The 20,463-nt window shown below is 67.7% G+C and carries 19 protein-coding genes; 5 read left to right on the plus strand and 14 right to left on the minus strand.

Translation table 11 applies throughout. From position 1 onward, the window contains the following. Positions 1-8: 8 nt before the first annotated feature. The 4 genes from BST12_RS10225 to glmS form a co-directional block, all read right to left on the minus strand. Positions 9-671, minus strand: coding sequence for a rhomboid-like protein (locus BST12_RS10225; protein ID WP_245850208.1), 663 nt, complete (start codon positions 669-671; stop codon positions 9-11). Between the two features lie 20 nt (positions 672-691). Further along, positions 692-1,396 (minus strand): rhomboid-like protein, encoded by a 705-nt coding sequence (locus BST12_RS10230; protein ID WP_139801588.1) that lies wholly within the window; start codon positions 1,394-1,396, stop codon positions 692-694. A 162-nt stretch (positions 1,397-1,558) separates the two neighbouring features. Continuing rightward, positions 1,559-2,422: a DUF4436 domain-containing protein gene (locus tag BST12_RS10235; protein WP_245850209.1), complete on the minus strand. Its 864-nt coding sequence runs from the start codon at positions 2,420-2,422 to the stop codon at positions 1,559-1,561. After that, a complete protein-coding gene (gene glmS, locus BST12_RS10240) occupies positions 2,423-4,291 on the minus strand; it encodes a glutamine--fructose-6-phosphate transaminase (isomerizing) (protein ID WP_083112990.1) in 1,869 nt (622 codons plus the stop codon). A gap of 82 nt (positions 4,292-4,373) precedes the next feature. Here glmS and BST12_RS10245 point away from each other — a divergent pair, with 82 nt between their 5' ends. The 3 genes from BST12_RS10245 to BST12_RS10255 are packed head-to-tail and all read left to right on the plus strand — an operon-like array spanning position 4,374 to position 6,700. Then, on the plus strand, positions 4,374-4,808 hold the full coding sequence (locus tag BST12_RS10245; RefSeq protein WP_245850210.1) for a DUF2510 domain-containing protein: 435 nt from the start codon (positions 4,374-4,376) through the stop codon (positions 4,806-4,808). A 9-nt stretch (positions 4,809-4,817) separates the two neighbouring features. After that, positions 4,818-5,657: a dienelactone hydrolase family protein gene (locus tag BST12_RS10250; protein WP_083112991.1), complete on the plus strand. Its 840-nt coding sequence runs from the start codon at positions 4,818-4,820 to the stop codon at positions 5,655-5,657. Further along, the gene (locus BST12_RS10255) at positions 5,657-6,700 is read left to right on the plus strand and encodes an LLM class F420-dependent oxidoreductase (RefSeq protein WP_083112992.1); all 1,044 of its coding nucleotides are present in this window, start codon (positions 5,657-5,659) and stop codon (positions 6,698-6,700) included. The genes BST12_RS10250 and BST12_RS10255 overlap by 1 nt, the downstream gene beginning before the upstream one ends. 4 nt (positions 6,701-6,704) lie before the next feature. On the opposite strand, the gene BST12_RS10260 is transcribed toward BST12_RS10255, so the two are convergent. The 9 genes from BST12_RS10260 to eccCa form a co-directional block, all read right to left on the minus strand. Further along, positions 6,705-8,063, minus strand: a complete 1,359-nt coding sequence (locus tag BST12_RS10260; RefSeq protein WP_083112993.1) for a hypothetical protein — start codon at positions 8,061-8,063, stop codon at positions 6,705-6,707. 2 nt (positions 8,064-8,065) lie between these two features. Beyond that, entirely contained in the window at positions 8,066-8,368 is a 303-nt protein-coding gene (locus BST12_RS10265) for a type VII secretion target (RefSeq protein ID WP_083112994.1), read from the minus strand. A gap of 48 nt (positions 8,369-8,416) precedes the next feature. Further along, entirely contained in the window at positions 8,417-9,754 is a 1,338-nt protein-coding gene (glmM, locus tag BST12_RS10270) for a phosphoglucosamine mutase (RefSeq protein ID WP_083112995.1), read from the minus strand. Between the two features lie 123 nt (positions 9,755-9,877). Then, positions 9,878-10,336: a 30S ribosomal protein S9 gene (rpsI, locus tag BST12_RS10275; protein ID WP_083112996.1), complete on the minus strand. Its 459-nt coding sequence runs from the start codon at positions 10,334-10,336 to the stop codon at positions 9,878-9,880. Then, entirely contained in the window at positions 10,333-10,776 is a 444-nt protein-coding gene (gene rplM, locus BST12_RS10280; protein WP_083112997.1) for a 50S ribosomal protein L13, read from the minus strand. The genes rpsI and rplM overlap by 4 nt, the downstream gene beginning before the upstream one ends. A gap of 217 nt (positions 10,777-10,993) precedes the next feature. Beyond that, positions 10,994-11,296, minus strand: coding sequence for a WXG100 family type VII secretion target (locus BST12_RS10285; protein WP_083112998.1), 303 nt, complete (start codon positions 11,294-11,296; stop codon positions 10,994-10,996). A 15-nt stretch (positions 11,297-11,311) separates the two neighbouring features. After that, complete coding sequence (locus tag BST12_RS10290) at positions 11,312-11,620, minus strand: WXG100 family type VII secretion target (protein WP_083112999.1); 309 nt, start codon at positions 11,618-11,620, stop codon at positions 11,312-11,314. A gap of 52 nt (positions 11,621-11,672) precedes the next feature. After that, positions 11,673-12,860, minus strand: coding sequence for a type VII secretion-associated protein (locus BST12_RS10295; protein ID WP_083113000.1), 1,188 nt, complete (start codon positions 12,858-12,860; stop codon positions 11,673-11,675). Continuing rightward, complete coding sequence (gene eccCa / locus BST12_RS10300) at positions 12,857-16,336, minus strand: type VII secretion protein EccCa (RefSeq protein ID WP_245850211.1); 3,480 nt, start codon at positions 16,334-16,336, stop codon at positions 12,857-12,859. The genes BST12_RS10295 and eccCa overlap by 4 nt, the downstream gene beginning before the upstream one ends. A gap of 93 nt (positions 16,337-16,429) precedes the next feature. On the opposite strand from eccCa, the gene eccD reads away from it, so the two are divergent. Beyond that, positions 16,430-17,740 carry a type VII secretion integral membrane protein EccD gene (eccD, locus tag BST12_RS10305; RefSeq protein WP_083113048.1) on the plus strand — a complete coding sequence of 437 codons (1,311 nt, stop codon included), beginning with the start codon at positions 16,430-16,432 and terminating at the stop codon, positions 17,738-17,740. After that, entirely contained in the window at positions 17,737-19,092 is a 1,356-nt protein-coding gene (gene mycP / locus BST12_RS10310; RefSeq protein ID WP_083113001.1) for a type VII secretion-associated serine protease mycosin, read from the plus strand. Before eccD ends, mycP begins: the two co-directional genes overlap by 4 nt. Here mycP and eccB read toward each other — a convergent pair. Beyond that, positions 19,063-20,424 (minus strand): type VII secretion protein EccB, encoded by a 1,362-nt coding sequence (eccB, locus tag BST12_RS10315; protein ID WP_372511097.1) that lies wholly within the window; start codon positions 20,422-20,424, stop codon positions 19,063-19,065. The genes mycP and eccB overlap by 30 nt on opposite strands. Positions 20,425-20,463 lie beyond the last annotated feature (39 nt).

The raw sequence follows: 20,463 nt of genomic DNA on the forward strand, positions 1-20,463 counted from the left end.
TCCCGCGGCTACCCGGGGCTAGGCGCTGGTCGGCGATTTCGGGCCATCGGATAGAAACACAATCCGATGAATATCGCCGAGAAGTGCCCGATCGCGGTGAAGTTCAGCTTGATGATCAGCGGCACGGCAAAGGTCGTGATCAGTACGGCCAGGTAGGCCCATCGCCACGGCGGCGGTATTCGGTACGCAAGCACGGCCGTCACTCCCACCAGGAAGTAACTGACCCCGATGTCGCGGGCGTGGACCAGCCGCTGCGGTTCCAGGTGATGCTGGATCGCCAAATACAGCAGTCCTTCGCTGATATAGGTGGCGGCGATGTGAGAGGTCAATCCGACTGTGAGCCAACGCAATTGGCCCAGCCACTGCTCGGCCGGGGCAAGGAAGAGGGTGAACAGCACCAGATACGGCGTCCAGTAGCGGCCGTCGATCCACAGCAGGCTGTAGAAGAGCACATCGAGCGGATCCCTGCTCAAATCGTGGATGTTGGTGGAACCGTCGACGACCACGGTGTGGTACTGCCGCCTGGTCAGGTGACGGGCAATGATCGTGGTGACCAGCAGAACGGTCACCCACAGGTATGTCAGCGGGGCACTGGCCACGAAACGCAGTGCCGCGGCCAGCCAGGCCGTCGGGCGCAGGTGGCCGGAGGGCTTTTCCACGGAGTCCACCATTGCATGCCCACCGCGCTACGTCAGGTAGACGCCTCCGGCGAACCGGACCGCTGTAAAGCGGCTCTGATTCGCGCTGGACTCAACGACGGGGATCTGCGTTCTCGGGCCATGGGATAGAAGGCCAGTCCGATCAGCAGCGCGGCGAAGTGACCGATCGCGGTGAAGCTCAGCTCGATGCGGTCCATGGCGATCACCGGAAACCCAAAGACGATGAACAGCACTGCAAGATAGATCCAACGCCACGGTCGCGCGATGTGATAGGTGAGCACCCCCATCACCCCGACCAGAAAGTAGCTGACCCCGATATCGTGCGCGCGCACAAACCTTTCCGACGCGTCATGCAGTTCGATAGCCAGATACAGCAGACCTTCGCTGGCGTAGGTGGCAACGATGTGGGACGTCAAACCCACAGTGAGCCAACGTAAGTGGCCCAGCCATTGCTCGGCCGGTGCGAGAAACAGGGTGAACAACAACAGGTAGGGTTCCAGACTCCGGCCGTCGATCCACAGCAGGCTGGAGAACAGCACGCCCAGCGGATCGGTTGCCAGGGCGTGGATGTTGGTGGACCGATGCAGTAGCACCGTGTGCAATTGGTAGCCGGTGAGCACGTGTTGAGCAATGGTCGTGGCTACCAACCCGCACAGCCAGAGATAGGTCAGCGGCGCGCTGCTGACGAAATGCCAGATCGCGAGCGCCCACCCGCGCAGTCGCGCCGACTTTGCCACGCCCTCAACTCTCGCACGGCCGCCGTCGCGCCGTACAGCTCAATGCTGGTCTGGTGCGGTATGCCGCCACCAGCAGGTGATGTACACCAGCACGACGACCACCCACAGCACCACCCGGATGTCGATCCAGGATGAACAGCAGCAGACCGGCAATGCCCAGTTTCATGAGCGGCGGCTCTCCCCCTCGGGTTTGAGGTGCCGCCACCAGCACGAGATGTAGAGCACCAACGAGATCGCCAACACGACGATCACCCAGAGCACAATCGTGACATCCATCCAGCTGCCGAACGGCGGCGAGTCCGGCAGCGCATTGCGCAGCGGCATCACCGCGAACAGCATCGCGGCATACCACGTCGTCATCGGCGGCTGGAACTTTCGCCGGTCCCGCACCGTCTGCACCGCGACGAAAAGGGCAAGGGCGGCAAGCGCAATGAGCACACCGAGGATCAGCACGGCAAAGGCCGCGGTGCTCTGCGATCGGTACAGTTCCAGCCGGTAGGGTGCGTAGGCGCTGCCTTTGTCCACGCGGGCCACCTCGATCTTCCAGCCGAGCAGCCGGTCGACCAGGGTCACCGTCGCCGGTTCGGGCACTTGCGAAGCGCCGGAGAAGAGTTGGACGTTGATCGGCCCGGACTGGTAGGTGTCGAAAGGCCAATTCGCGACGTCACCGGACAGGCTGATGGAGACCCGGAAGACGTCGGGCAGGGTGCCCCTGGCCCAGGTGCGCTTGCTGGCCAGTAGCACCGAGCTGGCCACCACGGTGAGGTCGTCTTTGAGAGTGCCGGTTTGCCGGTCCAGCAGCATGGGCCCGGGGGTGACGGTGAGGTTGGCGCTGAGCACGCCGCTGTTGGATTGGATGTCTTCGATGTCGACGGTCACTTTTGTGCCGTCGCCCGACGGCGCACCGTCGGTGATTTGGTGCGGGTGACCCATTCCGCTGTTGACGTACAGCACGATCGAGCCGATGTATGCCGTAAAGAAGACGACGACACCGATGATGCCGAACCTGCGCCCGCGTGTGCCCACTTATTCGACGGTGACGGACTTGGCCAGGTTTCGTGGTTTGTCGACGTCATAGCCGCGGGCCCGGGCCACCGAAGCGGCGAACACCTGCAGCGGAATGGTCGACAGCAGCGGCTGCAAAAGCGTTGATACCGCTGGGATTTCGATGAGGTGGTCGGCGTAGGGCCGCACGGTTTCGTCGCCCTCCTCGGCGATCACGATGGTCACCGCGCCGCGGGTCTGGATCTCGCGGATGTTGGACATCAGCTTGGCGTGCAGCGTGGCCGATCCCTTGGGTGAGGGCATCACGACGATCACCGGCAGGTCGTCCTCGATCAGCGCGATCGGGCCGTGCTTGAGTTCCCCGGCGGCGAATCCCTCGGCGTGCATATACGCCAATTCCTTGAGTTTGAGCGCACCTTCCAGCGCCACCGGGTAGCCGACGTGGCGGCCCAGGAACAGCACCGTCGACGACTGCGCGAACCGGTACGCCAGGTCCGCGACCGGCTTGACGCCGGCGATCACGCGGGCCACCAGGTCCGGCATCGCCTCCAGTTCGCGGTATTCGCGCTGTACCTCGTCGGGGTACTTGGTGCCGCGGGCCTGCGCCAATGCCAAGCCGAGCAGGTAGTTGGCGGCTACCTGTGCGAGGAAGGTTTTCGTGGAGGCCACGCCGATCTCCGGGCCGGCGCGGGTGTAGAGCACCGCGTCGCATTCGCGCGGGATCTGGGAGCCGTTGGTGTTGCAGATCGCCAGCACCTTGGCCTTCTGCTCCTTGGCGTGCCGGACGGCTTCCAGGGTGTCGGCGGTTTCCCCGGACTGTGAGATCGCCACGACCAGGGTGCTGCGGTCCAAAACCGGGTCGCGATAACGGAATTCGCTCGCCAGTTCTACTTCGACCGGCAGTCTTGTCCAGTGCTCGATCGCATACTTGGCCAGCAGCCCGGAGTGATACGCCGTGCCGCAGGCCACCACGAAGACCTTGTCAATCTCGCGCAGTTCCTGATCCGAGAGCCGTTGCTCGTCGAGCACGATCCGGTTGCCCACGAAGTGACCGAGCAGCGTGTCGGCCACTGCGGTGGGCTGTTCGGCGATCTCCTTGAGCATGAAGTACTCGTAGCCGCCCTTTTCGGCAGCGGCCAGGTCCCAGTCGATGTGAAACTCGCGGGCGTTTGCGGTGTCGTCGTTGCCGTGGAAATCGGTGATCCGGTAGCCGTCGGCGGTGATGACGACCGCCTGGTCCTGGCCCAGTTCGACCGCGTCGCGGGTGTGTTCGATGAAGGCGGCCACGTCGGAGCCGACGAACATCTCGCCATCGCCGATCCCGAGCACCAGCGGCGTCGAGCGGCGCGCGGCCACGATGGTGCCGGGGTCGTCGGCGTTGGCGAATACCAGAGTGAAGTGGCCCTCAAGCCGGCGTAGCACCGAGAGCACCGACGCGGGGAAGTCCCCGGCGGTCTCGCCCTGGTGAAAGGCTTGCGCCACCAGGTGCACCGCGACCTCGGTGTCGGTGTCGCTGACGAACTCCACACCGGCGCTCTCCAGCTCCTGACGCAGGCCGGCGAAGTTCTCGATGATGCCGTTGTGGACGACGGCGATCTTGCCGGCGGCGTCGCGGTGCGGGTGCGCATTGCGGTCGGTGGGGCGGCCATGGGTGGCCCAGCGGGTGTGGCCCAGTCCGGTGGTGCCGGCCAGCTCGGCCTGCGTCATGTCGGCGACGGCCGCCTCCAGGTTGGCCAGCCGGCCGGCGCGGCGGCGCACGGTGAGATGACCGCTGTCGTCGACCAATGCGATGCCCGACGAGTCGTAGCCGCGGTACTCCATGCGGCGCAGCGCGTCCATGACGACGTCGCAGGCAGGGCGCTGCCCGACGTAGCCGACAATTCCGCACATTCTGAACAGGGTAGTGCAGCCGCGAGCCCGACAACGGAGCCGACGGTATCGTTTACCTGCTCACCTGCGCGAAAGGCCCGCTTTGTCGTATCCGTATCAGCCGTCCGGCTCGTCCGGCTATCCCGCTTCAGCCGAAGTTTTCCAGCTGAGGCTGATCGAGCACATCGGTGCGGTGATCTTCTGGCAGCAGCGCAGCTATACGGTCACCGGGACACTGCAGCAATGCGAAGCGGCATACCGCCGCGCGCAAACCCAGAACCTGCTCGCCGGGTGGTGGAGCCTGGTGTCGATCCTGGTGATGAACTGGATAGCGCTGTTTTCCAATATGAGTGCGATGCGCAGGCTGCGCGCCATGGCGGGGCAGCCGCGGGCAGCGGCCATACCGGCGGCTGTGCCGGCGCCGTTGCCGGCGCCTGTGCCCCCGGGCTGGTACGCCGACCCGTCCGGTTTTCCGGGGCAGCGCTATTGGGACGGCGCCGGGTGGACCCACTGGACCCATCCGCCGAGTCACCGCTAACGTCGACGGGTGGCCCGCACCCGCAAGCTCTTCGCCGCCCTCAGCCGTCGTGGTCCACACCGGGTTTTGCGCGGTGACCTGGCCTTTGCCGGCCTCCCCGGAGTGGTGTACACCCCAGAGTCCGGGCTGAACCTGCCCGGCGTCGCCTTCGGCCACGACTGGCTCACCGGCGCCGCGCGGTATTCGGGGCTGCTCGAGCATCTGGCGTCGTGGGGCATCGTGGCCGGGGCTCCCGACACCCACCGCGGGCTGGCGCCATCGGCGCTCAACCTGGCCTTCGACCTGGGCGTCGCGCTCGACATCCTGGCGGGCGTGCGACTGGGACCGGGCAATATCAGCGTGCACCCCGCCAAGCTGGGGCTGGCCGGCCACGGCTTCGGCGGTTCGGCGGCGGTGTTCGCCGCGGCGGGTATGCCCAGCAAGCCGGCCGCGGTGGCGGCGATATTTCCCACGGTGACCGCTCCCCCGGCCGAGCAACCGGCGGCCACCCTGGACGTCCCGGGGCTGATCCTGACCGCGCCCGGAGATCCCACCACGCTGAACTCCAATGCCCTCACGCTGTCGCGTGTCTGGGACAGCGCCACGCTGCGCATCGTCAGCAAGGCCGAAGCAGGCGGGCTCGTGGAGGGCCGGCGACTGACGCAGGTGGTGGGTCTGCCCGGCCCGCACCGCAAGACCCAGCGTGCGGTGCGCGCGCTGTTGACCGGGTATCTGCTCTACACGCTGAGCGGCGACAAGACCTATCGGGAGTTCGCCGATCCCGAGGCGCGGCTGCCCAAGACCGACACACCGGACCCCGAGGCGGAGCCGGTCACACCCGAAGAAAAGATCGTGGCGCTGCTGAAGTGATGCGTATCGGGGTCGCGCTCGACTACTCCGGTGGATTCCACGAAGCCGTCGAGCGCGTCGTCGAACTCGAGAAATCCGGCATCGACATCGCCGTGGTGGCCGAAGCGTATTCCTACGACGCGATCAGCCAGTTGGGGTATCTGGCGGCCAAGACAACCCGCGTCGAGTTGGCCTCCGGTGTGCTTCCCATCTACATCCGCACGCCCTCGCTGCTGGCGATGACCGCCGCGGGTCTGGATTTCGTCTCCGGCGGGCGATTCCATCTCGGGATTGGCACCTCCGGACCGCAGGTCATGGAGGGGTTCCACGGTGTGGAGTTCGACGCCCCGCTGGGCCGGACCCGCGAAGTCGTGGAGATCTGCCGGCAGGTGTGGCGTCGCGAACGGGTGCGCTACGACGGCAAGCACTACCAGATCCCGCTGCCGCCAGATCGCGGGACAGGGTTGGGCAAAGCGCTGCAACTCATCAATCATCCGGTGCGCCAACGTATTCCGATATCGATAGCGGCGCTGGGCCCCAAGAACGTCGAGCTGACCGCGGAGATCGCCGAGGGCTGGCAGCCGGCCTTCTTCTACCCGGATAAGGCCGGGATGGTGTGGGGCGAGGCGCTGGCGGCCGGCGCCGCCAAACGCGATGCCGCGCTGGGTTCGCTGGACGTGATGGTGGGCACGTCGCTGGCCATCGGCGAGGGCGTCGAGGACCGGCTGGCATGGACCAAACCGCAGCTGGCCCTCTACCTCGGCGGGATGGGCGCCGAGGGCCGCAACTTCTACCACAGCTTGGCCACCCGGTACGGGTTCGGCGCTGTCGCTGATCGGATTCAGAAGCTCTACCTTTCCGGCCGCAAGCGTGAGGCCATCGAGACGGTGCCCGACGAGTTGGTGCGCGGCATGTCGCTGATCGGCCCACGCGGGTTCATAGCCGACCGGCTGGCCGCGTACGCCGAGGCGGGTGTGACCACGCTGTTGGTCAGGCCGGTCACCGCTGATGGCGGCGAGGCTGTGCGGTATGTCGAGGAGCTGCTGGCGCTGCGGACCTGCTGACCCGTCATTGCCCCGCCTTGGGAAGTTCATCCGCGGCGATCTCACACGGAGTCGATCCCTTGACCGGAGGATCCGGCTGGCCCGGCTGGGCGACCGGCAGCGGTTCGGCGGCCGGCGGCTCAGCGGCCGGCACCTCGCCTGTCGGCGGCGGCTCGGCAACCCGCGGCACGGCGACGCCGGCGGCCTGCTCAGCCGGCTGGGGTTCGTCGGCAGCAGCCTCCTCTACCTTGTCCGCCTTTGCTGCCTTCTCACCCGGCTCCGGCTCGTCGGCCCCCTCTTCGTTCGGGTCGTCATCGGCGATCTCTTCGTTGAAGGGATCCCCGGCGAACTCGTCGCCCGCTGAACCCAGCGCGCCGCCCATCGCGTCCACGATCCGGCCGGCAAGCGCCCCAAGCCCACCGAGTCCATTGAGCCCACTGGGGCCCCCGAGTCCACTGGGGCCCCCGAGCCCACTGGTGCCCCCGATCCCACCCAAGCCACCACCATCGGCCGGCACCGCAGATGTCGTGCCAAGCGGCGGCGCCATCGCCGCCGCAGGATCCGGCGGCAGGGCCGGCGACACTGCGGCGGGTGCCGGCGACACTGCGGCGGGTGCAATGGCCGCGGGCCTGGCAGCTGTCGCGGCCGCAGGATTTTGCGGGAGATAGGCCAACGTCGCCGTCGGCCCCAAGGGTTGTCGCATGGGTCCCAGATCTCCGGGAATCTCGAAGTATCCGCGCGACGCGGTGGCCATCCGATCGATGACCATGTCATAGGCCGCCGCAACCGCGGCCCGCGCCGACCGCATGAAGGCGAGCCAGTCATCGCGAACGTCGTTGTCCACGTAGGGCTTTACCTGTTGGCGAAGAACTTCTTCAGCCGCCGGCCGATCGCCCACGCCGCTCGTCACCGTGTCGGCCGCGGCCAGCCACACCGGCCGCTGCGCCACCGTACGGTCGTCGATGGCGATGGCCGTCGCGACCTTTGAATCGACCAGCTGCCACAGGTTGTCTCGCAGCGACTCGCAGCGCTGGGCCGCCGCGCGGATTTCGGTGGCCACCTCATTTGCCGCGTCGCAATGCCGTTGCAGAAAGCGAACCGCGGCCTCGGCGCCCGGACCCGTCCATGCGGACGTCAGCTCGGTGATCTGGGCACGCTGCAGCCGCAGCGCTTCGGTGACCGCGACACCCGCTGCCCGTAGCTGGGCACAGTCGCCGTCGAGCGCGCGCAGATCGAGTCCGTCCTCGCTCTCGTAGCAGTCGCGGACTTCGAGGTCGGGAGCCGCGATCCCGGCCTGTTGGCAAGCCCGCACATATCTCTCTGTGTGGTCGACGGCAGGCCGGCCCTCAGCGAGGCGCTCGGCGACATCCAACCGATCCGCCATGATCAGGCGATCCGCGCCGCGGCATACCGGTCGGCGTCGGCATAGCGGTCGGCGCCGGTTCGCAGCGCTATCGCGATCTCAACGGCGGCGCGCGACCATCGCGACAACTCGTCTGTCAACCGGTCCATCCCGGCGCGCAACGCGTCGCCGCGCGCGGTGTGCGCTCGGCCGGCCCGGGGCCCGTCGAAAGTCAGCCTGGCCAAGTGGTCGGCTACCGCGTTGTCGATAAGTTCGGCGGCGGTGTTGAACCGGTCGGCAACCGCGTACACCGCCACCCCGTCGATACTGGCGCTATCGGATCTCATACCTACTTCGACGCCGCATACGGCGTCGAGGTTCCGGCTTTTCGCCGATCAGCGCGCGGCGCTCACCGCGTCCGCAACCGTAGTGGCCAACCGGTGGGCGACGTCCTCGTCGGCCGCTTCCACCATCACCCGGATCATGGGCTCGGTTCCCGAGGGGCGCAACAAGATTCGGCCGGTGTCACCCAGCTCCGCCTCGGCCTCGTCGACCGCCGTCTGGACCGTCGGCGCCACGGCGGCGGTGGCCTTGTCGGCGACCTCGACGTTGATCAGCACCTGGGGCAGCGTCTGCATTGCCGAGGCCAGCGTGGCCAGCGACGAACCGGTCTGCACCATGCGCGTCATCAACCGCAGCCCGGTCACGATTCCGTCGCCGGTCGAGCCCAGCGCCGGCATCACGATGTGGCCGGATTGCTCGCCACCCAGGCTGTAATCGCCGGCCCGCAACTCCTCCAGCACATAGCGGTCGCCGACACCGGTGGTGCGCACCGAGACACCGGCCGAGCGCATGGCCAGGTGCAGGCCGAGGTTGCTCATCACCGTGGTCACCAACGTGTCGGAGACCAGCTCGCCGGCGTCTTTCATGGCCAGCGCAAGGACCACCATGATCGCGTCGCCGTCGACGAGCTCGCCGTCGGCGTCGACGGCCAGGCAGCGGTCGGCGTCGCCGTCATGCGCGAGTCCGAGATCGGCTCGGTGAGCGAGCACGGCGGCGCGCAGCGGGTCCAGGTGCGTCGATCCGCAACCGTCGTTGATGTTCAAGCCGTTGGGGTCGGCGTTTATCGCGATCACCCGGGCACCTGCCGCGCGGTAGGCGGCCGGGGCCACCCATGACGCCGCGCCATGGGCGCAATCGACAACCACCGTCAGACCCTCGAGCCGGTTGGTGCTGGCCTTGCTCACTTGACGCAGGTAGCGCTCGGCGGCGTCCTCGGCGTCGACGACGCGGCCGATATCCGCGCCGATCGGACGCAGCCCGGGTCCGGCCGCAACCAAGTCCTCAATCTGGTCCTCGGTGTCGTCGTCGAGCTTGTGGCCGCCGGGACCGAAGATTTTGATGCCGTTGTCGGGCATCGGGTTGTGCGACGCCGAAATCATGATCCCGAAGTCCGCGTCATAGGCGCCGGTCAGATACGCCACCGCGGGCGTCGGCAGCACGCCGACCCGCAACGCGTCAACGCCTTCGCTGGTCAGGCCGGCAATCACGGCGGCCTCCAGCATTTCTCCGCTGGCCCGCGGGTCGCGGCCGATGACGGCGACCCGCCGGCCGGGAGCGCCCGAGTTTGTCAGATGCCGCGCGGCCGCGGCGCCCAGCGCCAGGGCCAACTCCGCGGTCAACTCACGATTGGCGACCCCGCGGACACCGTCGGTGCCGAATAGTCGACCCATACGGACAAACCTTTCACAGTTGACAGCCGTGCACATACCCACTTTTGGCCGCGAGCCTGCAAATTAGCCGCTCGACACGCCGATGCGTCGATATAGCCGCAGGCTCGCGGCCCAAAAGTGATATCAGCGCTTGCTGTACTGAGGCGCCTTGCGGGCCTTCTTCAGGCCGTACTTCTTGCGCTCGGTGGCCCGCGGGTCGCGGGTGAGGAAGCCGGCCTTCTTCAGGGCCGGCCGGTCCTCGGGCTGCGCCAGAATCAACGCCCGGGCGATTCCCAGGCGCAACGCGCCGGCCTGGCCGGACGGCCCGCCGCCATGCAGAAGAGCGAAGATGTCGAAGCTCTCCACCCGGTCGACGGTGACCAGCGGCGCCTTGATCAGCTGCTGGTGCACCTTGTTGGGGAAGTAGTCCTCCAGGCTGCGGCCGTTGAGGTCGAACTTGCCGGTGCCGGGCACCAGCCGAACCCGCACCACGGCTTCTTTGCGCCGGCCGACGGTCTGGATGGGCCGCTCCAGCACGAATGAATCGCTGTGCGTGGCGGCCGGGGCGGCCGGGGCCTCTAACGTCTCTTGGGTTTCGGTCATTGCGCTACCTGCTTGATCTCGAAGGGCACCGGCTGCTGTGCAGTGTGTGGATGCTCCGGACCGGCGTACACGCGAAGCTTCTTCTGAATCTGACGGCTGAGCTTGTTCTTGGGCAGCATGCCGACGATCGCCTTCTCCACCACGCGGTCGGGGTGCTTTTGCATCAGCTCGCCGATGCTGCGCTTGTGCAGGCCGCCGGGATACCCCGAGTGGCTGTAAGCCATCTTGCTGCGCAGTTTGTCGCCGCTGATGGCGACCTTGTCGGCGTTGATGACGATGACGAAGTCGCCGCCATCGACATTGGGTGCGAACGTCGGCTTGTGCTTACCGCGCAGCAGGTTTGCAGCTGCGACGGCAAGGCGGCCAAGCACCACGTCCGTGGCGTCGATGACATACCACGACCTCGTGGTGTCACCCGCCTTGGGCGCGTATGTAGGCACAGCGCTTACCACACTTTCTCTCGGGTGAATCCCGGTGACCCGGGTGCCGGTCAGGCGTGAACGGTGGGGCTGGTCTCGGCGACCGACATTGACCCGAGGCCCCGGCGTACCCGCACGCCAACCGAGCAGCTTACCGACGCGCATCCCCGCAGGTCAAAATGACTGTGCGGTCCCGGCGGCTCTCCTTCCGCCGGGACCGCACAGAGTCTCATCGCCGCTACCGCGCCCAGGTGCCGGCGGCCCGGCGATCAGCCTCGGCCACGTCGGCGGCGCCGTCACGGACCGCATTGCCCAGGTCGACCAGTATTTCGTTGAGTGCGGTCGCCGCTTGATGCCACTTCTGCTGCTCGGCCTGGTAGGCGGCCGCCGCCTCGCGGGTCCACAGTTGCTGCAGCGGCGCGATGTGTGACCTCAGCTCCTCGAGCGCGGCATTGAAGCGTGCCGATGTGGTGTGAATCTCCTGACGGACGGAGTATTCGATGGCATCGAAGTCGTATGACAGCACCGGGTCTGTGTTCATAGGTCCCTCCTCCTCTTACAGATCTCCGCCGGCGGCCGCGATGTGGTGTGCATGATCCTGGCCGGCCTCCCGCAGCACGGCCTCGTTATGCCGAATGGTCTCGGCGATCGCATGCAGGACGTGGTAGAGCCGCATCGACTCGGCGTTCCAGCGATCGACCACGTCCTTGAAACGCACGGCCGCAAGCCCGCCCCACGCCGACGGCGGAACGGCGCCCATCCGGCCGATGAATGCCTGCAACATCGCCCGGATCTCCTCGTTGCGGCTGTCGGTAGTGGCCGCGACCGAGCGCATCAGATCGAAATCGGTGCTCAGTGTGCTCATACCAACTACGACGGCAGCGAATGGCCCTGGGTTCCACCCAATTTCCTGGATTTCACGCCAGCGCATGCGCCGACCGCACCGCCTGTTCACAGGCATCGCGTACGGCATCCAATGCGGTGGGTCTGCTCTGACATCCGATGCTGATCCGGACCCCACCGTCGAGCAGCACCGTCCACCGCACGTCGTGGCCGGTGCGCACTTCGCGATAGGTCACCGCGGTCCGGCCGGCGCTGATGCCGCTGGCGTTGAAGTCGACGAATACGCCGGCGGGTTCGGCGTCGATGGCCCGCTTCAGTCGTTCTGCGGTTGCGGCCAGCGTTTCCTCGGCTACCGCCGATTGCGTTACGTGCAGCGCCACCTCGGGGTCCGACGGCGAGGTGACCTGCACCCGCGCCGAACCCGGCCCGGACACCACGCGCTCGGTCGGCCAGTTCGCGGGGATGGTGAGTGCCACCCGGCCCTCGACCAGAGAGGTCGTCGCTTCCAGGGCGGTCACCCGGTGCGGCTCAAGCGCAGGCACCCTCAGCGCGGCCAGCATCACGACTATCAAGCCGGTGCCGACGGCGGCGAACCGCCCGACCGCCCGGGGACGCAGCCGGGGAACAGGCGGGGCCGCGACAGGCGTGCAAGACGCTGCCAGCCGGGCCAGCCGGGACTCGTCGATCAGCACCGCGGTACGGCCGCCCTGGCACACCGCGTCGGCGATCAACCTGGCCAGTTCCGGCGCAGCGGCGACGGTTCCCGGTCCGTCGATCAACACCATCCCGCGAGGCGGTCCGGCGATAGCGCCAGCCACCTCTTCGGCAACCAGCCGCGGCTCCCCCACGCGCGCTATGCCGACGGCTTTCTCGCCCCCGACCAGCACCAATTGCCCGGCGATCTCCACCACCACCGCCGCGGTGTCCGGCGAAGCCTGTCCCAGTAGCCACGAGCGAGGCCGCACCACCACATCGCCGGGCAAGGTCTGCGCCGCGGCCGTTACCACGGACATGCGTCGGCCCGACCACCACGACGGATACACCACGACCACGCCGTCGCAGTGCTCACACACCACCGACCTCAGCGCGGCCGACCACAGCGAATCGACGGCGACGGGGCGTTGATTCACCAGCGCCACCGCGTCGTCTATCGCACCCAGCGCGCCCGACACCAACTCGGCATCGCCGATATCGCTTGTGGGGCAACATAATCGGCGGATGGCCCCAGGACCCGCCTCGATCACGGCGCGATGTGTGTTCACGGACTCCAGGCCACCTGCACCACCTGCTCGTCGCCGGGCCGGGCGATCAGAATCCCGCGGCCCGGCGGCAGCGGTAGCGCGGGCCGGCTGCCGAACAGGGTGCCCTCCTCGGGGCGCCCACTCATCATCAGCGCCATGCAACCGAAGTCACGCAGACCCGCGAGCAGCGGCTCGAACATGGCCCGCGCCGCACCCCCACTGCGCCGGGCCACAATGACATGCAAGCCGAGATCCCGTGCGTGCGGCAGATATTCAAGCAGGCCAAGTAGCGGGTTACCGGACGAGGTGGCGACCAAGTCGTAGTCGTCCACTACGAGATGGACATCCGGGCCGGTCCACCAGGAATGCGCACGCAATTGGGACTGGGTCACATGTGGCGGCGGCATCCTTTCGCCCAACAGATCGAGCAGATCCGGCAATAGCGCACCGAGCGACGCCGGCGACACGGCATAGCCACCGACATGTTCGGACTCGACGGCACCCAGTAGAGTCCGGCGGAAGTCCACGATCAGCAGCCGGGCCTGTTGCGGAGTCCTGGTCCGCGCGATCTCACGACACAGCATTCGCAGGGTTGCGGTCTTTCCGCACTCGTTGTCACCGAGCACCAGCAGATGCGGCTGGCACTCGAAATCGACTGCAATCGAGCGCAATCGACGCTCTTCGAGGCCAAGCAGAACGCACCCGCCCTGTTCCTCACCCGCTTGGCGGATGACGGATCCTGCGTCTACCTGCGCGGGCAGCAATGGTATGGGTGGCGCCGCCGTGTCGCCGCGCCGGATTGGCGATTCCATCTCAGGCAGGGCGACGTGCATGTGCAGCCCGTCTCGGGTAAGGCCCCGGCCCGGCCGGTCGCGCGGAACGTGGAGAGCCTGCCTACGGTCCAACTCGGAATCCGCTGGGTCGCCGAGACGTAACTCGATGCGCGAGCCGATCTGATCTTTCAGCGACGGTCTGATTTCGGCCCAGCGCGAGGCCGACAACACCACGTGTATGCCGAACGAAAGTCCTTGCGCGGCAAGGGCAGTAATCGACTCCTCAAGTTGTTCGAAGTCATGCCGCAGGGTAGCCCAACCGTCGATGACGAGAAACACGTGGGCAAGCGAGTCGACCCGCTTCTCGGACACGGAATCTTCTCGTGATCGCAACACGGATTCCAATTCGGCAATCATGCGGCACACCAGCTGTGGCTCGGCCCGGCCGGCGACGGCGCCCACATGGGGCAACTCGCGCAGCACGGCCAGTGCGCCGCCGCCGAAATCCAAGCAGTAGAACTGCACCTGGCCGGGATCGTGGGTTGCGGCCAGCGCCGTGATCAGCGTGCACAACGTCGTTGACTTTCCCGACCGGGGCGCTCCCACCACCGCGACATTGCCCGCGGCTCCGGACAACTCGACGACCAACGGCACCCGGCACTGATCGAACGGCCGGTCGACGATGCCGATCGGGGCCACCAACTCACCCGCAGTCGCGGCGTCCAGCAGTGTGTCCAATGGTGGTCCGCCGGCCAGCGGCGGCAGCCAGACTTGGTGCGCGGGCGGCCCGTGGCCCGACAGCCGATCCAGAACCGCGTGCAAGAGGCTCGGCGCAGCAACCACATCCGCGCGACTCAACCCATCCGCACGAGTGAACGACCGCACTGCGGTGTCTTCGGGCGGCTGGACCATCAGCGGTCCGGACACGAATGCCGTCTGAAACCGGACCAGCTCTGCGGTGGCGGTACGCAGAAATCCCGCGCCCGGCGTATTCGGCAGCTCGTAGCCGTCGAGCGTACCCAGGACAGTGCGTGACTCGGCCGCCGACAATGTCTTCAGACATATCCGATAAGACAGGTGGGCCTCCAGCCCGCGCAGCCGGCCCTCGTCGAGCCGCTGACTTGCCAGCAGCAAGTGCATTCCCAGCGACCGCCCGAGTCGGCCGATCGCCACGAAGGTGTCCGCGAAATCCGGGTGCTGACTGAGCAGTTCGGAAAACTCGTCGACGATGATGAACAACGTTGGCAGTGCGGTCAATTGCGCGCCGCCGCGACGCGCTCGCTCGTAGGTCGCAACGCTGACGAAGTTTCCCGCCGCCCGCAGCAGCTGCTGACGACGATTCATCTCACCGGCCAGCGCGTCGCGCATGCGGGCTACAAGCGGCGCCTCGTCGGCGAGGTTGGTGATAACGGCGGCTACGTGCGGGGCTCGTGCCAGGTCCAGAAACGTTGCGCCACCTTTGAAGTCGACCAGCAGCAGGTTGAGCACCTCCGGGGAGTTTCGCGCCATCATGCCCAATGCAATGGTGCGCAGCAGCTCCGACTTGCCTGACCCCGTCGCACCCACACAGAGTCCGTGCGGACCCATGCCCTGCTCGGCGGATTCCTTGATGTCCAGCTCCACGGGTGTGCCGTCGGGTGTGTATCCGATCGGCACACGCAGGCGGTGACGGTGATCCTGACCGTGCCACAGCCGGTGCGGGTCGAAGCCGGTGACTTCATCGATGTCCAGCAGGCTTGGCCAGCCGCAACCTGCACCGCGCCGGGGCTTTTGGTGCGCGGCCAAGCGGCGCGCACACACCGTCGCCTCGGCAAGTCCCAGGCAATCCGGGTTCGGCAATATCAGCTCGCGCCCATCGCATCTGACCGCGATCGGCCCGCGGCCGGCACCCACCCGCAGCGTGACCGCATCTGCCATCGGGGCCGCGGCGCCGTCCACGATCATCACCACATGCGTGGCGTCTTGGACCTGGTTGTGCGGCAACCATTTCAGCCAATCCCAGTCAGCCCGGTTCGCCTCGCCGACAGCGGCGGTGATCCGCACTTGGTCCGGGGGGTGCCATACGGCCAGTTGGCAGACCATGGCGCGGAGCAGCCCCCGAACCCGGCCCACCTCGCCGTCGAGCGTTATGGTCCCGGCTTGCCACAGCGGTATCGAGACGGGCGCGTCGGCAAGCGCCGCGTGCGCGCGCAGAAAGCGCTGCAGTGCCGCACGGTTGACCGGATCCACGCGGCGCTCCGGCGGGATCTGCGGGGCCACCAAAGGCGTTGCAAGCGACACACTTCCGAGTCCAACGCGGATACGTCCGAAGTCCGGGCCGGTCGGCCGCCGCTCCCACATCCGCGAGCCGCCCACTATGGTCCACAGGGTTTCCGGATCTGGATGAGCCCGGTGTAGCGACAAGCGTTGCGCCGCGGCTGTTTCGGTAACGGTGTCGCGCAGGCGGCTCAGGTAGGCAAGGTAATCGCCACGGGCAGATCCGATCTCAGCACCCCGGTTACGCCCTCGTCCGGTCACCCCGGTCGCAACCGCCGAGACCGCCATCAGCAGTGGAAACGCCAGGAAGAGCGGATTGCGGGCGATGGGGGACCCGGACAGTGCCGCCGCGGCCATGACGCCCAGTCCCGCAACGGATATGAGCACCGGCACCGCCCGCGCCATGAGTCCCGACGTCGCCGATGCCGGCACCTCGGGTGGCGCGGCAATCTCGATGGCGGTGTTCACAGTTGGGCGACGGTAAACAGCCCGGCATCGAGCCGCAAGTCGCTTGTGCACAGGCGAATACCGGCCGGAGGAGAACTGGTTAACGTCCCAATGATGTCCACATCAGAACCCGGGTTGCGGCGCGTCGCCGTTCATGCCGGCACCACTGCACTCGACCTGTCACTACCCGCCGGGATACCCGTCGCCACGCTGATCCCGTCGATCATCGACATCCTGGGCACCCCAAGTAGCGCGTCGCGCTACCAGCTGTCACTCCTCGGGGCACCAGCGCTGCCGAATTCGACGACCCTGGCGCAGAACGGGATTCGTGACGGCGCCGTACTGGTCTTGAGCCAGGCAGCCGCCGAGCCACCCGTCCGCCACTGCGACGACACGGCCGAAGCGGTGTCGGCCGCGCTATCCAGCGCGGTAGACCGCCGCACGACCCGCCGCACCGGCGCGATCGCCGCGTTGTGCCTGAGCATCGTCGGCGTCCTGGTGCTGGTCACGAACGGGCCGGGCGACAAGGCGACGGCAGGTGTCGCAGCGGCAGCCTCAGTCGGTGCAATAGCGGGCGCGGCGTTTGCCCGTCGGGCATATCGAGACCAGCTGGCCGCACTGACGCTCGGGCTCGTTGCGATCGTGTTCGCCGCCGTTGCCGGCTGGTTCACCGTGCCCGGCTGCCCGGGGTCTGCGCACCTGTTGCTGACCGCGACGACGGTAGCCGCGACCTCCGTAGCCGTAATGCGCCTAACCGGTGGCAGCGCAATCACATTGACGGCGATCACCTGTGCTGCGGCGGTCGTCGCCTTCGCCACGCTGATCGGCGTGCTCGCCGCCGCACCACCGGGCACCATCGGTTGCCTTGCCACGCTGACGGCGGTGGGCGTGATGGAGTTATCGCCGCGGATATCGATCAAAATGGCCGGGCTTTCACCACGAGAGGACGCACTGCCCACCGCGGATCTGCTAGGCGCCAAGGCCCGCGGCGCCGAAGCCTGGCTGACCGGTCTGCTCGCCGGCTGCGCGGCGTCGGCAGCCATCGGCGCCATCGCCGCCGCGCTAGCCGATCGCCACGCCGTCGCGGAATCGACCGTCACAGCCGCGCTACTGCTGTTGCGTGCACGCTCGGGCCCGCCGAACCGGGCACTCACGTTTGCCGCCGCCGGGATTGCCACTGGCGCAGCGACTTTCGCCGCCGCCATGACCGGCTGGGTCAAACACGGGCCGTGGATTACGGCGGTGACCGCGGTGCTGGCCGCAGCGGCGTTCTACCTCGGTTTCGTCGCTCCCACCATGCCGCTCTCCCCGGTCGCACGCCGCGGCGTCGAGATACTGGAATGTCTGGCGCTGGTTGCGGTAGTCCCGCTGACCTGCTGGGTGTGCGGGGTCTTCAGCGCGGTTTTCGGGCTGGACCTGATATGAGGACGAAGACCTCAAATCTGCTGCGACTGCTGGTGGTTGCGGCCCTGACCGTGCTGTCCCAATGCGCGACGCCGTCGGCGCGCGCGGTCTCGCCACCGCCGATCGACGAAAAGCGGCTGCCCGCCCCGGCACGCCCGGCACCGCAACGCCCAACCGTGCAACGCGAGGTGTGTACGGCCGCCACTACCGATGCCGCCCAACCCGAACTGCCCGCACAACTGGCCGATCTCGACCTGCCGCAGATCTGGGAACTCACCCGCGGCGCGGGCCAACGGGTGGCAGTCATCGACACCGGGGTCTCACGACACCGCCGGCTGCCCAACCTGGTGCCCGGCGGCGACTACGTGTCGGCCGGCGACGGTACCCAGGATTGCGACGCGCACGGCACGCTGGTCGCTGGAATCATTGCTGCCGCAGCCGATCCCGCCTCGGACAAATTCAGCGGCCTGGCGCCCGATGTCACCGTGATAAGCATTCGTCAGTCGAGCACGAAATTCGGCCCAGCCGGCGACCGGGCCGGCTCGGGGGTCGGCGACGTCGACACCATGGCCAGAGCCGTCCGGACCGCCGCTGACCTGGGCGCGTCGGTGATCAACATTTCCTCGGTTGCCTGTGTCCCCGCCACCGATGCGCTCGACGACCGCGCGCTGGGCGCCGCGCTGGCCTATGCCGTCGAAGTCAAGAACACCGTCGTAGTGACCGCCGCCGGTAATTCCGTGGGCAGCGCACAGTGTCCGGCCCAGCCCTCCGACGCAACCCGCGACACCGTGACGGTTGCGGTCAGTCCGGCCTGGTATGACGACTACGTGCTGACCGTCGGGTCCGTCAACGCCGACGGCACGCCATCGGCCTTCACGCTGGCCGGCCCGTGGGTGGATGTCGCCGCGACCGGCGAGCGCGTGACTTCGCTGAGCCCCGTCGGCGACGGCATCGTGAATAGTTCGGCCGGACAACAGGGTTCGGCACCATTGTCCGGAACGAGTTATGCCGCGCCGGTGGTGAGCGGGCTGGCCGCGCTGATCCGGTCACGGTTCCCGTCGTTGACCGCGCGGCAGGTGATGCAGCGCATCGAGTCGACCGCCCACCACCCATCCGCGGGTTGGGATCCGCTGGTGGGCTGTGGCACTGTCGACATCCTGGCGGCGGTCAGCACCGACCCCGGTCCGAAACCCCAGCAGCCACACGATGTTCCGGCACCCATCTCCGCATCGCCCACCTCCACGCCGGCCGACGACGGATCTCGAAACACGGCGTTGGGTGGGGCAGTGATCTGTCTGGTGGTCCTGGTGGTGGCGATCGTCAGCGGCGCGGTGTCGCGCCGGCTAAGGCAGCCCGACATCACGCGCGACTGACGCCCGCCGCCGGTCCAGTTCCGGTCCCGACGGCAGCAACGCCAGCACCGGCCACGGCGCCGGCACCGCGACCGCGGGCAATCCGAGGTCATGTGCCGCCTCCTCGTCGCCGATGGCGAACCGCACACCGCTATCGGTGACCAGATAGCGCGTGTGCCCGCGGGCGCCATCCGACACGTAGGCACTGCGTCCCGGTGACAGATAGAACGCATCCAGCGCGGGGCCGCGCCCGTCGGCCTGTGCCAGGCTCGCGGGGGCCTGCCCGGCCGGCACCGGCAGGTCCCTGCCCACCGAAATGCCCACCGAAATGCCCACCGAAATATCGACCGGCCCTGACGCGGCGGTCCACGACGCGCACACCGTGGCGCCATCCACGACGACCGGCGCCCGATCCGGGAAGGTGGACACCGGCAGGCTGTCGACGATCGGCACCGCACCGATCACATCGGGGGCCAGCGTGTTGACGGTCGCGCTGCCGCGCGAGTCACTGAACCGCAGCAGATCGGCGGCGACCTGGCCGATGCGCTGCACCCCACCGGCCAGCACGGCGTAGTACTCGTCGCCGCCGGTGCGTGTGATCCTCAGCACACTGCCCACGGCGAATCGCAGCCCGGCCGGCCCGGGTCCGCCCGCGCCGCGGATCCGGGGGACGACGATCGGCGGTGCCTCCGGCACGGCGTTGAGCAAAGCCGGCGAGACGACTTGCGGGACCCGCCCCTCCAGCCGCAACGCGCGCAGCACCGAAGGATCGCCGAGTTCTACCACCGCGCGCCGGCCGCGGTAGAGCAGCTGGGCCGGCGAACCGGCGCCGGCGGTAACCAGCGCGGCCTGCCCAGCGGCCAGCGACGGCACGGAACCGGGACCGACGATCACCGTCGTCGCCGCACCGCGGTCCGAATCACAGATCGTCCAGATCGATTCGGCCGCCGCCAACGGTGCCGCGAGGACTGCGGGGGCACCCGGAATCCCAAGCAGCGGGCCATGTTTGGCGCGGTTCAATGCCGATTCGGCAACCGGGCGCGGATTGGCCGGCGTCGCCGCGATCAGTCGCGCCGAGGCCAGGTTCAAAACCGGATGCCACGTATCGCCCACCCGCACGTAAAGCGCACCGGATTCGCGGCCCATCGCGATTTGTGCATCACCGAGCACGGGCTGCGGCCGCAGCAACCCAACAAACGCGCACCCTGCCACCGCGACGGCTGTCACCACGCACCCCAGCGCCAACGGCCTGCGCAGGGGTTCGTCGACAGTGACCAGATCCTTGTGCAGCAATGCCCGCTCGAGACGCCGAACCAGAAATCGATAGCCGCTCGCGTGCAGCCAGGCTGTCATCGGCCCCCCAGACATGTACGTCGTTGCGCCTACCGTAGG

Source organism: Mycobacterium angelicum, from assembly GCF_002086155.1.
In the GTDB taxonomy this organism is placed as follows: domain Bacteria; phylum Actinomycetota; class Actinomycetes; order Mycobacteriales; family Mycobacteriaceae; genus Mycobacterium; species Mycobacterium angelicum.

Excerpts from the sequence above, each read along its gene's own strand:
- BST12_RS10225 (WP_245850208.1), bottom strand. The coding sequence starts at position 671 with ATGGTGGACTCCGTGGAAAAGCCCTCCGGCCACCTGCGCCCGACGGCC.
- glmS (WP_083112990.1), bottom strand. The coding sequence starts at position 4,291 with ATGTGCGGAATTGTCGGCTACGTCGGGCAGCGCCCTGCCTGCGACGTC.
- BST12_RS10255 (WP_083112992.1), top strand. The coding sequence starts at position 5,657 with ATGCGTATCGGGGTCGCGCTCGACTACTCCGGTGGATTCCACGAAGCC.
- BST12_RS10260 (WP_083112993.1), bottom strand. The coding sequence starts at position 8,063 with ATGGCGGATCGGTTGGATGTCGCCGAGCGCCTCGCTGAGGGCCGGCCT.
- BST12_RS10265 (WP_083112994.1), bottom strand. The coding sequence starts at position 8,368 with ATGAGATCCGATAGCGCCAGTATCGACGGGGTGGCGGTGTACGCGGTT.
- glmM (WP_083112995.1), bottom strand. The coding sequence starts at position 9,754 with ATGGGTCGACTATTCGGCACCGACGGTGTCCGCGGGGTCGCCAATCGT.
- rpsI (WP_083112996.1), bottom strand. The coding sequence starts at position 10,336 with ATGACCGAAACCCAAGAGACGTTAGAGGCCCCGGCCGCCCCGGCCGCC.
- BST12_RS10285 (WP_083112998.1), bottom strand. The coding sequence starts at position 11,296 with ATGAACACAGACCCGGTGCTGTCATACGACTTCGATGCCATCGAATAC.
- BST12_RS10290 (WP_083112999.1), bottom strand. The coding sequence starts at position 11,620 with ATGAGCACACTGAGCACCGATTTCGATCTGATGCGCTCGGTCGCGGCC.
- eccD (WP_083113048.1), top strand. The coding sequence starts at position 16,430 with ATGTCCACATCAGAACCCGGGTTGCGGCGCGTCGCCGTTCATGCCGGC.
- mycP (WP_083113001.1), top strand. The coding sequence starts at position 17,737 with ATGAGGACGAAGACCTCAAATCTGCTGCGACTGCTGGTGGTTGCGGCC.
- eccB (WP_372511097.1), bottom strand. The coding sequence starts at position 20,424 with ATGACAGCCTGGCTGCACGCGAGCGGCTATCGATTTCTGGTTCGGCGT.